The 13,056-nt window shown below is 67.4% G+C and carries 10 protein-coding genes; 5 read left to right on the top strand and 5 right to left on the bottom strand.

Annotated elements, in window-relative coordinates:
- Positions 1–69: 69 nt before the first annotated feature.
- Positions 70–1,560: a class I adenylate-forming enzyme family protein gene (locus tag KHP16_RS12905; RefSeq protein ID WP_244835817.1), complete on the bottom strand. Its 1,491-nt coding sequence runs from the start codon at positions 1,558–1,560 to the stop codon at positions 70–72.
- A 393-nt stretch (positions 1,561–1,953) separates the two neighbouring features.
- Between KHP16_RS12905 and KHP16_RS12900 the strand changes: the two genes are divergently transcribed.
- From KHP16_RS12900 to KHP16_RS12885, 4 genes are all read left to right on the top strand, one after another.
- The gene (locus KHP16_RS12900; RefSeq protein ID WP_109582928.1) at positions 1,954–3,117 is read left to right on the top strand and encodes a thiolase domain-containing protein; all 1,164 of its coding nucleotides are present in this window, start codon (positions 1,954–1,956) and stop codon (positions 3,115–3,117) included.
- A gap of 18 nt (positions 3,118–3,135) precedes the next feature.
- Positions 3,136–3,534, top strand: a complete 399-nt coding sequence (locus KHP16_RS12895) for a Zn-ribbon domain-containing OB-fold protein (RefSeq protein ID WP_211960322.1) — start codon at positions 3,136–3,138, stop codon at positions 3,532–3,534.
- A gap of 66 nt (positions 3,535–3,600) precedes the next feature.
- Positions 3,601–4,515 (top strand): SDR family NAD(P)-dependent oxidoreductase, encoded by a 915-nt coding sequence (locus KHP16_RS12890; protein ID WP_109582930.1) that lies wholly within the window; start codon positions 3,601–3,603, stop codon positions 4,513–4,515.
- A gap of 32 nt (positions 4,516–4,547) precedes the next feature.
- Positions 4,548–5,840: a CaiB/BaiF CoA transferase family protein gene (locus KHP16_RS12885; RefSeq protein WP_211960569.1), complete on the top strand. Its 1,293-nt coding sequence runs from the start codon at positions 4,548–4,550 to the stop codon at positions 5,838–5,840.
- Between the two features lie 39 nt (positions 5,841–5,879).
- Here the strand turns inward: KHP16_RS12885 and KHP16_RS12880 are convergent, their stop codons facing one another.
- Positions 5,880–7,190, bottom strand: coding sequence for an ArgE/DapE family deacylase (locus tag KHP16_RS12880; RefSeq protein WP_415831091.1), 1,311 nt, complete (start codon positions 7,188–7,190; stop codon positions 5,880–5,882).
- 140 nt (positions 7,191–7,330) lie between these two features.
- Entirely contained in the window at positions 7,331–8,689 is a 1,359-nt protein-coding gene (locus KHP16_RS12875; RefSeq protein ID WP_211960320.1) for an MFS transporter, read from the bottom strand.
- Positions 8,690–8,854: 165 nt separating this feature from the next.
- Here KHP16_RS12875 and pdxR point away from each other — a divergent pair, with 165 nt between their 5' ends.
- The gene (gene pdxR / locus KHP16_RS12870) at positions 8,855–10,333 is read left to right on the top strand and encodes a MocR-like pyridoxine biosynthesis transcription factor PdxR (RefSeq protein WP_115952999.1); all 1,479 of its coding nucleotides are present in this window, start codon (positions 8,855–8,857) and stop codon (positions 10,331–10,333) included.
- An 18-nt stretch (positions 10,334–10,351) separates the two neighbouring features.
- Here the strand turns inward: pdxR and KHP16_RS12865 are convergent, their stop codons facing one another.
- Positions 10,352–11,680 carry an aspartate aminotransferase family protein gene (locus tag KHP16_RS12865; protein WP_179593704.1) on the bottom strand — a complete coding sequence of 443 codons (1,329 nt, stop codon included), beginning with the start codon at positions 11,678–11,680 and terminating at the stop codon, positions 10,352–10,354.
- A complete protein-coding gene (locus tag KHP16_RS12860) occupies positions 11,673–12,911 on the bottom strand; it encodes a phosphotransferase (protein ID WP_211960319.1) in 1,239 nt (412 codons plus the stop codon). The genes KHP16_RS12865 and KHP16_RS12860 overlap by 8 nt, the downstream gene beginning before the upstream one ends.
- Positions 12,912–13,056: the final 145 nt, after the last annotated feature.

Here is a 13,056-nt window from a genome sequence, read left to right as displayed (position 1 = left end):
AGCGTCTCCTTGGGTCTTATGGTTGTCAGGTCGTTCCGGGGTCTACAGAAGTTCGGGTCTACAGGAATTTCACGCCATCGCGCCCGCCTGCTCCTGCAGGACGCGCTTGAGCACCTTGCCGTTATGGTTGGTCGGCAGCTCCGCGAGCGCGACGATCCGCGCGGGGCGCTTGTACGGCGCCAGCCGGTCGCGGAGGTGATGCCGCAGGGCCGACTCCTCCAGCTGCGCACCGGGCCGCAGCTCCACGAAGGCCACGATCGCCTCATTGCCATCGCGCTCGGGTGTGCCGACCACCGCCGAACGCTGGATGCTCGGATGGGTGTTGATGGCGTTCTCCACCTCGGCCGGATACACGTTGAATCCGGAGCGGATGATCATTTCCTTGAGCCGGCCCACCACGAACAACGCACCGTCGGCATGTATCTCGCCGAGATCGCCGCTGGCATACCAGCCGCCCTCGCGCATTACGGCCAGCGTCGCCGCGGGATCGCGGAAGTAGCCAGGCATGAGCCCCCTGCCCCGCAGCCAGAGTTCGCCGCGCTCCCCTGCGGGCAGCGTGCGACCCGTTTGCGGATCCACCACGCATACCTCGGCTTCCGCGACCGCGTATCCCGCGCTCGTGTCGGGGCGATGCTCGCCCAGCCGTGTCACGTGCACCGAGCCTGCGTATTCGGACAGGCCGTAGCCATGATGAAGCGCAAGGCCGAACGCCGCCTCCACCCGCTGCTTGAGGGAAAGATCGAGCGGCCCGGCGCCCGTGTACAGATAGCGCAGCGCGGGGGCCACCGGCTTGTGGATTCCGCGTGCCTGGAGATGCGTGAGCAGGCGCGAGAACAGCGTGGGAGGCCCCTGCAGTTGCGAGATGCCATGGTGCGCGAGCGCGTGCAGCAGATCGTCCGGGTCGAACTGCGGACGCATGACGAGTTGCGCGCCCGCCAGCAGCGCGCTCAGCAGCACGGTGCCGAGTCCGAAGATATGGGTCATCGGTACGAACGCGTAGAGGCGGTCGTTTGCGTCCATCGCGCGCGCCTGCCGCGTGACGCGCGCGAAGTGGATCAGCGCGTCGTGCGTGAGCATCACGCCCTTTGGAAGGCCAGTGGTGCCGGACGTGAAGATCAGCGAGGCGACCTGGTCGCGCAGCGGCGCGTCCTCGGGCACGGCATCCTCCCGCACGGCGCCGTGTGCCAGACCGGGCACGGCCGAAGGCGTGGCGCCGAACCGCCGGGCGTGCGCGGCGGCGGCGTCCGAAGCTTCAGCCGTGAAATAGACGATGCGCGCGTCGGCGCGCGTGACGAATGTATCGACCTCGCCGGGCGCCATGCGCGCGTTGACGCCGCAGGACCATGCGCCGACGCGGCTGCAGGCCAGAATCAGCGCCGCGTGCTGGGGACAGTTCTCGGCCACCACCATGACGCGGTCGCCCGGGCGGACGCGGCGGGCACGCAGCTCCGCCTCGGCCTGGGTCGTCAGCGCGTCGAGGTCCGCAAAGGTCAGGATGCGGCCGTCGGACAGGTGGATAAACGGCCGGTCCGGCGCGTGCGCGACCCAGTGGTCGAGCAGGTGGTGGATGCGGCCCGACCATTGGGTCCCGCACGCCGGGCGGCCCCCGGACACGGCGGGCAGCGCCTGCGGGTCGGTCAGCGTGGGATCGGATGGTGCGGGATCGGGTGGCACAGGATCGGATAGCACGAGGGGTGTCTGCGTGGTCACGGACGTTTGCGATGCGAGATGTGGTTCGCGCAGCATGGACGCAAAGGCAGGGGCGCGCTATTCGTAAATCGCAAGGCCGGGCTTCGAAGACTTGAAATCGCCCGCTGCCTCCGGCCCGGCGCCGATTTCGCGTTGATGAAGGCCGGATTCCGCAAACCTGAACCAGCGCGCCTCGCACGCTTCTAGAATGAGCCACATTGCATCCACATCGCCACTACAGCGTCAAAACCACAGGCCAAATCGATGAGTCAAGCGAACGCATATATCGTCGGTGCCTACGAGCACCCCACGCGCAAGGCCCCGGACAAGACCGTGCCTCAACTGCACGCCGAATGCGCCAGAGGCGCGCTGGAGGACGCGGGGCTGACGCTCGCCGACATCGATGGCTACTTCTGCGCGGGGGACGCCCCGGGCCTCGGCATGGTCAACATGGTCGATTACCTCGGCATCCGCGCGCGGCATGTGGATTCCACCGAGATGGGCGGCTCCTCTTATATCGCGCATGTCTCCCACGCCGCGCAGGCCATCGCCGCCGGCAAGTGCAACGTCGCGCTGATCACCCTCGCCGGCCGCCCGCGCTCGGAGGGTTCGAGCGGCACGCAGGCACGCAACTGGGGCGCCAACCTGCCCGACCAGCCATTCGAGGCCCCTTACAATCCTGTGACGGTCAACCTGTACGCGATGGTCGCGCAACGCCATATGTACGAGTACGGCACCACATCCGAGCAGCTCGCATGGATCAAGGTCGCCGCATCCCAGCATGCGCAGCACAATCCCAACGCCATGCTGCGCGACGTGGTGACCGTCGAGGACGTGCTCAACTCGCCGATGATCTCGGACCCGCTCCACCGGCTCGACTGCTGCGTCGTGTCCGACGGCGGCGGCGCGCTAATCGTCGCGCGCCCGGAGATCGCGCGCAAGCTGAACCGCCCGAGAATCCGCGTCATCGGGGCGGGGGAACACGTCAAGGGCCAGCTCGGCGGCGAAGTGGACCTGTCGTGGTCCGCCGCGCGTGTATCGGGCGCGGCCGCTTTCGAGGAAGCCGGCGTCAAGCCTTCCGATATCAAGTACGCCTCGATCTACGACAGCTTCACCATCACGGTGCTGATGCAGCTGGAGGACCTCGGGTTTTGCGCAAAGGGCGAAGGCGGAAAGTTCGTCATGGACGGCAACCTGATTTCGGGTGTGGGCAAGCTCCCGTTCAATACCGATGGCGGCGGCCTGTGCAACAACCACCCGGCCAATCGCGGCGGCATCACCAAGGTCATCGAAGCCGTGCGCCAGCTGCGCGGCGAGGCGCACGCCAAGGTGCAGGTACCGAACTGCGACCTCGCGCTCGTGCAGGGCACGGGCGGCTACATGGGGTCGCGCCACGGCTCGGCCACGCTGATTCTCGAACGTGAATAACCAAGGTCACCGATTCTCATGACGACGCCCTACGTTCCCATGGCCCAAGCGGCCCCCGACGAGCTGCCCGATAACCAGGCGTTCTGGCAGGCCGCGCGCGAGGGCCAGCTGCTCGTGCGCCACTGCAAGGCCTGCGGCAAACCGCACTGGTATCCGCGCTCGCTGTGTCCGTTCTGCCTCGGCGACACCGAGTGGAAGCCGGCCTCCGGCCTCGGCGAGGTCTACTCGTACAGCATCACGCGCCGCGCGGGCCCGCAACCGTACTGCATCGCATACGTGCGCCTCGACGAAGGCGTCACGATGATGACCCATATCGTCGATACGGACCTCGACAGCGTACGCATCGGCCAGCGCGTCCGCGTGCGCTTTGCCGAGACCGAGGGCGGTCCGCCCGTGCCGGTGTTCGCCCCGGCCTGACGGCGACCCTCGCGCGGCCCCCGCGGCCCCCCGCGGCCCCGCTACGACACATTCAAGGAGACAAGCATGGCGCAGATGATGGAAGGCAAGGTAGTGGTCGTGACCGGCGCGGGCGGCGGTATCGGCCGCGACATGGCACTGGCCATGGCGGCCGCCGGCGCAAGCGTGGTCGTCAACGACCTTGGCACCTCGACCAGCGGCGAAGGCCAGGACATGGGCCCCGCGGAGTCCGTGGCACGTGAGATTCGCGAGGCCGGCGGCCGCGCCGCGGTCAGCACGGACAGCGTGGCGGGCGCGAACAGCGCGGCGCGCATCATCGAGTGCGCGCTCGACAGCTTCGGCCGCATCGACGGCGTGGTGAACAACGCCGGCATCCTGCGCGACCGGTTCTTCCACAAGATGGGGAACGACGAGTGGGATGCGGTGATTCAGGTCCACCTCTACGGCAGCTACTATATGAGCCGCGCGGCCGCGCCCCACTTCAAGGAGCAGGAGTCTGGCGCGTTCGTGCATATGACCTCGACATCGGGCCTGATCGGCAACTTCGGGCAGGCCAACTACAGCGCCGCCAAGCTCGGGCTGGTCGCGCTGTCCAAGAGCATCGCGCTCGATATGCAGAAGTTCAACGTGCGCTCCAACTGCATCGCGCCGTTCGCCTGGAGCCGCATGATCGGCTCGATTCCGACGGACACGCCCGAGCAGCAGGCCCGCGTGGCGAAGATTCAACAGATGACGCCGGCCAAGATCGCGCCGCTTGCGGTCTACCTGCTGTCCGACGCCGCATCGGCGGTCAATGCGCAGGTCTTTGCCGTGCGCAACAACGAAATCTTCGTGATGAGCCAGCCGCGCCCGCTGCGTTCCGTGCATCGCGGCGAGGGCTGGACGCCCGAGTTCATCGCGGAGCACGGCATGCCCGCGCTGCGCGCGTCATTCGTGCCCATGGACCGCTCCGCGGACGTGTTCTCGTGGGATCCGGTATGACATCCGGTATGACATCCGGTATGGCGCCCGGCATGGCACACCCGGCCGGCGCGTCCAACGGCCTGCCGCCGCCATCCCGGCAGACCGGTGCCCTGAGCCACGTGCGCGTGCTGGACCTGTCGCGCGTGCTGGCGGGACCATGGTGCACGCAGAACCTCGCCGATATGGGGGCGGACGTCATCAAGATCGAGAAGCCCGGCGAGGGAGACGATACGCGGCGCTGGGGGCCGCCGTACCTGTCAGGCGACGACGGTCCGACCTCGCAGGCGAGCTACTTTGCCGCCTGCAATCGCAACAAGCGTTCGGTCACAGTCGATATGGCCACGCCCGAGGGTCAGGCGCTCATTCGGGAACTCGCGCGCCAGAGCGACGTCGTGATCGAGAATTTCAAGACGGGTGGGCTGACGCGCTACGGGCTCGACTACGAAACCCTGAGCGCGCTCAACCCACGGCTCATCTACTGCTCGATCACCGGCTTCGGCCAGACCGGTCCCTATGCCGCGCGCCCAGGCTACGACCTGCTGATGCAGGCCATGAGCGGCCTGATGAGCGTGACCGGCCAGGCCGATGGCGATCCCGGCGCGGGGCCGATGCGCGTAGGCGTGGCGGTCATCGACGTATTCACGGGCATGTATGCGACCACCGCCATTCTCGGGGCGCTCGAAGCGCGCCACCATACGGGCCGGGGCCAGGCCCTCGATATCGCCCTGCTCGATGTGGCGATGGCCGTGCTGGCCAATCAGGGCGCGGGGTATCTGAACTCGGGATCGGTGCCGAAGCGCCAGGGCAATGCCCATCCGAGCGTCGTACCCTATCAGGATTTTCCGACGCAGGATGGCCGGATGCTACTCGCCATCGGCAACGACGGACAGTTTGCGCGCTTCTGCGAGGTAGCCGGGACCGACTGGGCGCGCGACGAGCGCTATCGCACGAACTCGGCGCGCGTCGCCCATCGCGACACGCTGATTCCGATGATGAGCGACATCACGCGGGCGCGCACGACTGCCACATGGATCGACGTGCTCGAGGCAAACGCCGTACCCTGCGGCCCGATCAACGATATCGGGCAGGCGTTCGCGGACGCGCAGGTGCGACATCGAGGCGTAGAGGTAGAACAGCGCCGCTATCGCGACGGGGAGCGGCCCGCGCACGACCCGGTCGACCGCATCCGCACGGCCGCCAGTCCGCTGCGATTCTCGGAGACGCCAACGCAGTTACGCTATGCGCCGCCCGCGTTGGGGCAGCATACGGACGAGGTCCTGCGGGATTGCCTGAAGTTAAGCGGGCCGGAGATCGCCGCGCTGCGTGAGCGCGGCGTGTTGTAGGCGCGGCCGAGCCGCGACTGACTCGCGACCGAGCCGCGATCAACCCTCCACCGGCTCCACCCCGCACCAGCCCGCGATAAACAGCGCGAGCGTCTGCGTGACGCGCCGCAGCGAGTCGAGGTCGACGGCTTCGTCGAAGCCATGCGGCATTTTGCACAGCGGGCCATAGACGATAGCGGGCGTGTCGGCGTACAGGCCGAAGAACCGCGCGTCGGTCGCCGCCGAGGTCGAATGTTCCTCCAGCGCGCGGCCGAAGACGCGCTCGTGGCTCGACCGCAGCACGGCTTCCGCCTCGTCCGCATCTTCCAGCGCATAGCCCTCGGCCATAAAGCCGTGGTACACCACGCGCGGCGGATGCTTGGCGAGAAACGGATCCCTGGCGGCCGCGGCGGCGATGAAGGCCTCGATCTCGGCGCGCGCGGCAGCGAGGCTCTGGCCCGGATAGACGGCCACCCGCATATCGAAGTGGCACCAGGCGGGCACGCTGGATCCCCAGTCCCCGCCAGCGATCTTGCCGAGGTTGAAGTTGATCGGATGCGGATGGTTGCAGTAGTGCCGCGTCTGCGTCTTGCGCGCATTCCATTCGACTTCGAGCTGTTTGAGTTCGCCGATCAGGAAGATGGCTTTCTCGATCGCATTGGCGCCCGCACCGGCGAATGCGGACGCGTGTTGAGGATCCCCTTCCACCTGCACCTGGAACCACATCGGCCCGACCTGCGCGCGCATCAGCTTGGGCTCGAACGGTTCCAGGATAAACGCCGCATCGGCGCGATAGCCGCGCGCGAGGCACGCCAGCGCGCCGTTGCCGGTGCACTCCTCCTCGACCACCGATTGCAGGTGAACCGTACCGGCCGGCTGCAGGCCGATGGCGCGCAGGGCGTCCAGCGCCGCCACACCGGCCAGCAGACCAGCTTTCATGTCGCCGGATCCGCGGCCATACAGCCAGCCGTCGATGATGTCGCCGCCATACGGGTCCACGGTCCATTTGTCGAGCGGGCCCACGGGCACCACGTCGATATGGCCGTTGATGATGAGCGACCGGCCCGCCTGCGTGCGCCCGCGGTGTGTGCCGACCACGTTGTAGGCGTTGTCATAGGACACCGCCACCGGCGAGAATCCCGGCAGATGCCGGATCGCGTCGACGTCGATGCGCCAGTGATCGACTGCGTAGCCACGCTGCCGATACGCGGCCGCCATGTAGTCCTGCGAGGCCGCCTCCGCGCCGCGCTGCGAGGGAATACGTACGAGCTGGCGCAGCATTTCCGTTTGCGTGTCGAAGCCGCGCTCCACGGCGTCGATGATGCGCGCGCGCAGGGCGTCGGGCAATGGCGCTGGCAATGGCGGTGGCAAGGGCGCCTGCACGCCCGCCGTAGCGAATGGTTTGACTGCTGACAAGCTGAGACTCCCCATCGGGTGGATGATCCGGGGTCGATGATCCGGGGTTGACGATCCGAGGCTGAAGCTCCGAGCAAAACTGGATCGTAAAACAATCAGGCGTTGCGCACCGTCATGCCGGACGCTGCGCCCGAGGCCGACAGGTTGCCTTCGGACTCCGCCCCGCCCTCCGCCTGCGCCTCGTGCGGAATCAGCACCGCGCCCAGGAACGTCGCGCCGGCAATGATCGCAAACAGCAAGGCAAGCGGCCCCCAATGCAAGCCGAAGCGCTCGGCGATCCACAGCCCGAGCAGCGGCGTGGTACCGCCGAACAGCGCGCCGCATAGCTGGAAGCTCAGCGAGATGCCGGTGTAGCGCACGTCGATCGGGAATGCCCTGGGCAGGAACGGTGCGAGTACCGCGTAATACGCGCCGATAAACACCGTTGCCACAAGGATCCCGACCGCGATGTTGGCGATGTTTCCGGTCATCACCAGCATCATCATCGGGGCAGCCCACAACGCTGCCGCGCCCGCCACGATGGCGATCGTGCGGCGTTCGCCGATGCGCGTCGCGATATACGACGCGATCGGGAAGCTCAGCAGTTCGACGATGCCGGTGTACGTACCGACACGCAGGATGTCCGGACGCGCGACATGGAGGTATGTCGTCGTGAACGTGATCATCAGCGTGGTGATGAAGTAGAAGCCCGAGATGCCGAGCATCGACAGCGCCATGCCCAGCAGCAGGCGCGTCTTGTAGCGCGCGAAGATGTTGCGCAGCGGCGCCACCTCTTGCACGTGCCGGGCCTTTGCCATGCGCTCACGATGCGCCTCGAGTTCCGGGCTCTCGTTTACGCTGCGGCGAATCAGCAGCGCGGCCAGCACCAGTACGCCGCTGAACAGGAATGGAATGCGCCAGCCCCAGCTCTTGAAGTCCGCGTCGGGCAACGACGACACCGCGGCGAACATCGACGTGGCGATGACGAGTCCGACCGGGCTGCCATATTGCGGGGCCGCGGCGAGGAACGTGCGCAGTTTCGGCGGCGCATGCTCGGCCGCGATCAGCACCGCGCCGCCCCACTCGCCCCCGACGGCGACGCCCTGCAGCAGCCGCAGCACGACCAGCAGGATCGGTGCCATGACGCCGATCGACTGGTACGACGGCAGCATGCCGATCACCATCGTCGCGATGCCCATCAGCAGAAGGGTCACGATCAGCGAACGCTTGCGGCCCACCTTGTCGCCAAGGTGACCGAACACGATCGCGCCGACGGGCCGCGCCACGAAGCCCACCGCAAAGGTGCCGAGGGAGGCCAGCGTGCCGACGAAGTGGTCGGCGTTGGAGAAGAACACGTCGCCGAACACCAGCGCCGAAGCGGTCGCATAGATGAAAAAGTCGTACCACTCGATCATGGTGCCGAAAAATGCCGCGGCGGCTGCTCGATAAGGCTGCCTTGCTGCCGAGATGTCCATCCCTATTCCTCCGTGCGCCCGTAACGGGTGCGCCATGCGTTTGTGTTCCCGAGTCCGGGCGTGTCGATTGAGCTCGCGATTGACTATAGCAACCGGTGGCTATAGCCTATATATCCATATATGTTAATTTGATAGGGCCACTTGTCCGGGCCCTCCCGACGCCCGATGCGTGCCGTCCTCCTGACCGACCTGCTCTCGCAGGCATTGTCCGAAGCGAATCCCGTACCGATGCAGCGCCAGATCTACGACGTGATTCGTCGCGCGGTGCTCGATCATTCGCTCGTCGCGGGGCAGAAGCTGCCGTCGTCGCGCGCGCTCGCGGAGGAGCTCGGCGTGTCGCGCATCACGGTCTCGCTGGCGTACGACCGGCTCATCGCCGAGAACTACCTCACGGCCAGTACGGGCAGCGGCACGTTCGTCGCGGCGACCACGGACCTGCCGCTGGCCGGCAAGTCCGAGGCAAGCCACGCGCGCCATACCATGGCGCTGTCCCAGCGTGGCACGATGATCGGCACGCTGCCGGGCGGACTGCAGCAGTTCCATGGCGCGTTCGTTCCCGGCGTGCCGGACGCCTCGCTGTTTCCGTTTCATCTGTGGCGGCGCCTCGTTTCGCGCCATATCGGCAAGGGCGACCTCGCGCTGGCGGGGTATGCCGCCGACGGCGGCGGCCTGCCCGCATTGCGGCAGGCGGTGGCGAGCTACCTCAAGATCTCGCGCTCGGTCGTCTGCGATCCGGAGCAGGTCATCATCACGGCCGGCACGCACCAGTCGATCGATCTGTGCGCGCGCATGCTCGCGGACCCCGGCGACATGGCGGTGATCGAGAATCCCTGCCACTGGGCATTCCCGACCGTGCTCGCCGCGGCGGGCATGCAAATCGGCGCCGGCGTCGTCGATGAAGGGGGGCTGTCGCTCGCGGCCAGCCATGTGCCGCGCCATGCGCGGCTCGTGGTGACGAGCCCCTCGCATCAATATCCGACGGGCGTGGTAATGCCGCTCGCGCGCCGGCTCGAGTTGCTGCAGGGCGCGCGCGATCACAACCTGTGGGTCATGGAGGACGACTACGACAGCGAGTTCCGGTACGACGGCACGCCGCTGCCATCGCTGCAGGGACTCGACAGCGACGCACGCGTCATCTACGTAGGCACCTTCAGCAAGGCGATGTTCGCCGGCATCCGGCTGGGGTACCTCGTGGTGCCCGCACACCTCGCGCAGGCGTTCGCGAGCGCGAGCGCGCGGATCTATCGCCCGGGCCAGCTCCATATCCAGGCGGCGCTGGCCGACTATATCGATGAAGGCCACTTCGCCCAGCACATCCGCCGCATGCGCGTGGAGTACGGCGAACGGCAGCAGTTGCTGCGGACGTCGCTGGCGCGGGCCTTGGGCGATGCCATCACGCTGTCCGAAGCGCGCGCCGGGCTGCATCTGTTCATGCGTTTCAACTTGCCGCTGGACGCGGCGGTCCTGCACGCGCGCGCCGCCGAGGAAAAGCTCGTGCTCGGCGTGCCGCGCTTTATCGGCGCCCGGCCCGACATCGACGGCCGCTCCGTGGTGCTCGGCTTCGGCGGCGTGCCGCAGGACCATATCGCGCGCGGCGTGAATGGGCTCAAGCGAGCCGTCGAACGCACGCTTGGGCGGCGCTGAATCTCCGACCCCGCTCGCTCACACGCCGCGTAGCGCGTCGTCGGCCACCTGCAGCAGCAAATCCGCATTCTCCGGCGTGAACGGCAGCAGCGGGCGGATCTTCAGCACGTTGCCGAGCATCCCGGTGGTGCTGATCAGCACGCCATTCCGCCGCATCGTATTGACGATGCGCGCGGTCTCCTCGGTGGCGGGCGCCTGCGTGGCACGGTCGCGCACGAGTTCGATACCGAGGAAGAGCCCATCGCCGCGCACATCGCCGATCAGGTCGTGCCGCCGGGCCAGCGCCCTGAAACCCTCTCGCAGGTGCGCGCCGATCCGCGCGGCATTGGCCTGGAGCCCGTCCTTCCCGATAACGTCGAGCACCGCCAGCGCGGCCGCGCACGAGACCGGATTGCCACCGAAGGTATTGAAGTAACGGGCTTCGCGGCCGAACGCCTCGACGACCTCGGGACGTGCGACCACGCCGGCGATCGGATGCCCGTTGCCCATCGGCTTGCCCATGGTGACGATATCCGGAACCACATCGTGCCGCTGGAAGCCCCACATGCAGGAGCCCGTGCGCGCGAACCCCGCCTGCACCTCGTCGGCGATAAAGACGCCGCCCGCCTCCCGAATGACGTCCACCGCCTCGCGCAGGAACCCCGCCGGGTCGGCGAACACGCCATCGCTCGTGAACAGCGTATCGACGATCAGCGCGGCCGGCCGGATGCCATGTCGCAGCAGGTCCTCGCAGGCATCGCGCACGGCTTGCGCGAAACGCTGGCCTACGGTTGCCGCATCTTCGCGATAGGCATCGGGCGGCGGCACCGCGCGGACGGCCGGCGACAGCGGCACCGCCTTGCCGAGCGATGGCGAGATTTCGGCGATGGCCGTCGTCACGCCGTGATAGGCGAGGCGCGTCACGATGATGCCCTCTCCGCCCGTGTGCCGGCGCGCGATGCGCAGCGCGAGGTCGTTCGCCTCGCTGCCGGTGCACGTGAACATGGCCTGCGACAGCGGTGCCGGGAAGGTGGCCAGCAACCGCTCGGCATAGTGGAGGACACCCTCGTGCAGATAGCGCGTATGGGTGTTCAACACGCTGGCCTGCCGGGCGATGGCCTCGACCACTTCCGGCCGGCAGTGGCCGACCGACGCGACATTGTTGTAGGCGTCCAGGTAGGCGCGGCCGGTATTGTCGTAGAGCCAGACGCCCTCCCCGCGGACGATATGCAGCGGCTCGTCATAGAACAGGCGATATGCGGGCGACAGCAGTTGCTGGCGCCGCGCGACGAGCGCGCGATCCGCTTCGGCAAGTTCGCTCGCGCGCGACGGGTCGAACGCATTGAGCATCGCCTTGTCCTTACTCATGAATATCCTCGACTTGCTGATGAGAGTGATGTTGCGACATGGGCAGTGCCTGTTGCAGTGCGTGTTGAAGGGATCGCACGGCCTGGTCCATGCCCAGTGCATCGAGCCGTTCGAGCCCGCTCCACGACAGCCCGCTGTTGCGCAGGATGTACGCGCTGTTCTCGGGATGCTCGCGCGCGCGCCACGACGTGATGAGGACGGTCGTCATCAGCCTTGCGGCGATCAGGTCGGGCAGCAGCGCGATTTCCGTGTCGGTCAACGGCAGGCGCGCATGATAGGCGCCGATGCATTCGGCGGCCGTGACGAGCGGATCCGGCGCATCGGCCAGCTGGTAAGCGGCCGCGACGGCGATCTCGTTCACCAGCGGAGCCTCGACCATGTCGCCGAAGTCGAAGACCGCCGCGACCCGGTCGTGATCTTCCGCGTCGACGAGAACGTTGTACGGGTTGAGGTCGTTATGGATGACCTGGCGGCGCAGCGTGGGCAACACGGGGGCGACGCGCGCCTCGAAGCGATCGAGGTACCGGCGCACGAGCGACTGCCGCGCGGGGTCCTCGATACAGGCCAGCAATGGCCGTAACTGCGCGAGATGCTGGAGGTCCCACAGCAGCCGGTGACTGGCATGCGCGTGCGTAAATCCATGCAGCGCGAGGTCGATGCGCGCGAGCGCCGTGCCAAGCGCGCGCCGTTGGGCCGCGCTTCGCGCCACCTTGTAAAGGGGGACGCCCGGAACGAATGTGATCAGCCGCACGGCCTGCCGTGTGGGCGCGCTCCCATCGGACCCGCTGCCGAGGCCGCGCCAGTAGACGCTCTGGCCGTCGCGCGTGGCGATCAGTCGCGGAATCGGGAGCGTGGCGTCCGCGCGCATGAGGTGCAGCTGCGCCTGCGTGTGAAAGTCGGTTACGCCGGCGTCCTCGGCCGGATGCGTGATCTTCAGCACGTAGGCCGCGTTGTCCGGTCCGTCGATGCGGAAGTTTTGATCGCGCTCGCTCGTGAGCAGCGTGGCATCGCCGGAGATGCCGAACGCCCGCGCGGCCAGCGCGGCGGCCTGCGGCGCGTCGAGCTTGGGCCAGGAGCGCGCGAACACTGCGTCCGCGAACAAGGCGCCGGCCCGGCCTTCGTGAGGCTCGTTTTGAGGCTCGTTTTGAGGCTGGTTGTGAAGCCCGTCTTGCGGCTGGCCTTGCGGCGGGTCTTGCGGCGGGGCTTGCGGCGGGTCTTGCGGCTGCGTCATGAAAACAATCCCATGGGAAAGCGTGGCGAAAGAAGCGACGCACAACTATAGGGCGGATTGGCGTTATTCTGGATATCCATTCCAGAGTATTTGATATAGCCACTTTCCCTAAGCTGGCGCGCCGCGCCGCGCTCCCATGGGGACC

The sequence above is a fragment of the Cupriavidus plantarum genome, from assembly GCF_905397285.1.
Lineage (GTDB): Bacteria > Pseudomonadota > Gammaproteobacteria > Burkholderiales > Burkholderiaceae > Cupriavidus > Cupriavidus plantarum.
Note: the sequence above shows the minus strand (reverse complement) of the source record. Positions and strands in the feature narration are given on the sequence as shown.

What these genes read in the sequence shown, in the direction of transcription:
- KHP16_RS12890 (WP_109582930.1), top strand. Translation starts at nt 3,601, where the DNA reads ATGGCGCAGATGATGGAAGGCAAGGTAGTGGTCGTGACCGGCGCGGGC.
- KHP16_RS12900 (WP_109582928.1), top strand. Translation starts at nt 1,954, where the DNA reads ATGAGTCAAGCGAACGCATATATCGTCGGTGCCTACGAGCACCCCACG.
- KHP16_RS12860 (WP_211960319.1), bottom strand. Translation starts at nt 12,911, where the DNA reads ATGACGCAGCCGCAAGACCCGCCGCAAGCCCCGCCGCAAGACCCGCCG.
- KHP16_RS12865 (WP_179593704.1), bottom strand. Translation starts at nt 11,680, where the DNA reads ATGAGTAAGGACAAGGCGATGCTCAATGCGTTCGACCCGTCGCGCGCG.
- KHP16_RS12895 (WP_211960322.1), top strand. Translation starts at nt 3,136, where the DNA reads ATGACGACGCCCTACGTTCCCATGGCCCAAGCGGCCCCCGACGAGCTG.
- pdxR (WP_115952999.1), top strand. Translation starts at nt 8,855, where the DNA reads ATGCGTGCCGTCCTCCTGACCGACCTGCTCTCGCAGGCATTGTCCGAA.
- KHP16_RS12885 (WP_211960569.1), top strand. Translation starts at nt 4,548, where the DNA reads ATGGCACACCCGGCCGGCGCGTCCAACGGCCTGCCGCCGCCATCCCGG.
- KHP16_RS12875 (WP_211960320.1), bottom strand. Translation starts at nt 8,689, where the DNA reads ATGGACATCTCGGCAGCAAGGCAGCCTTATCGAGCAGCCGCCGCGGCA.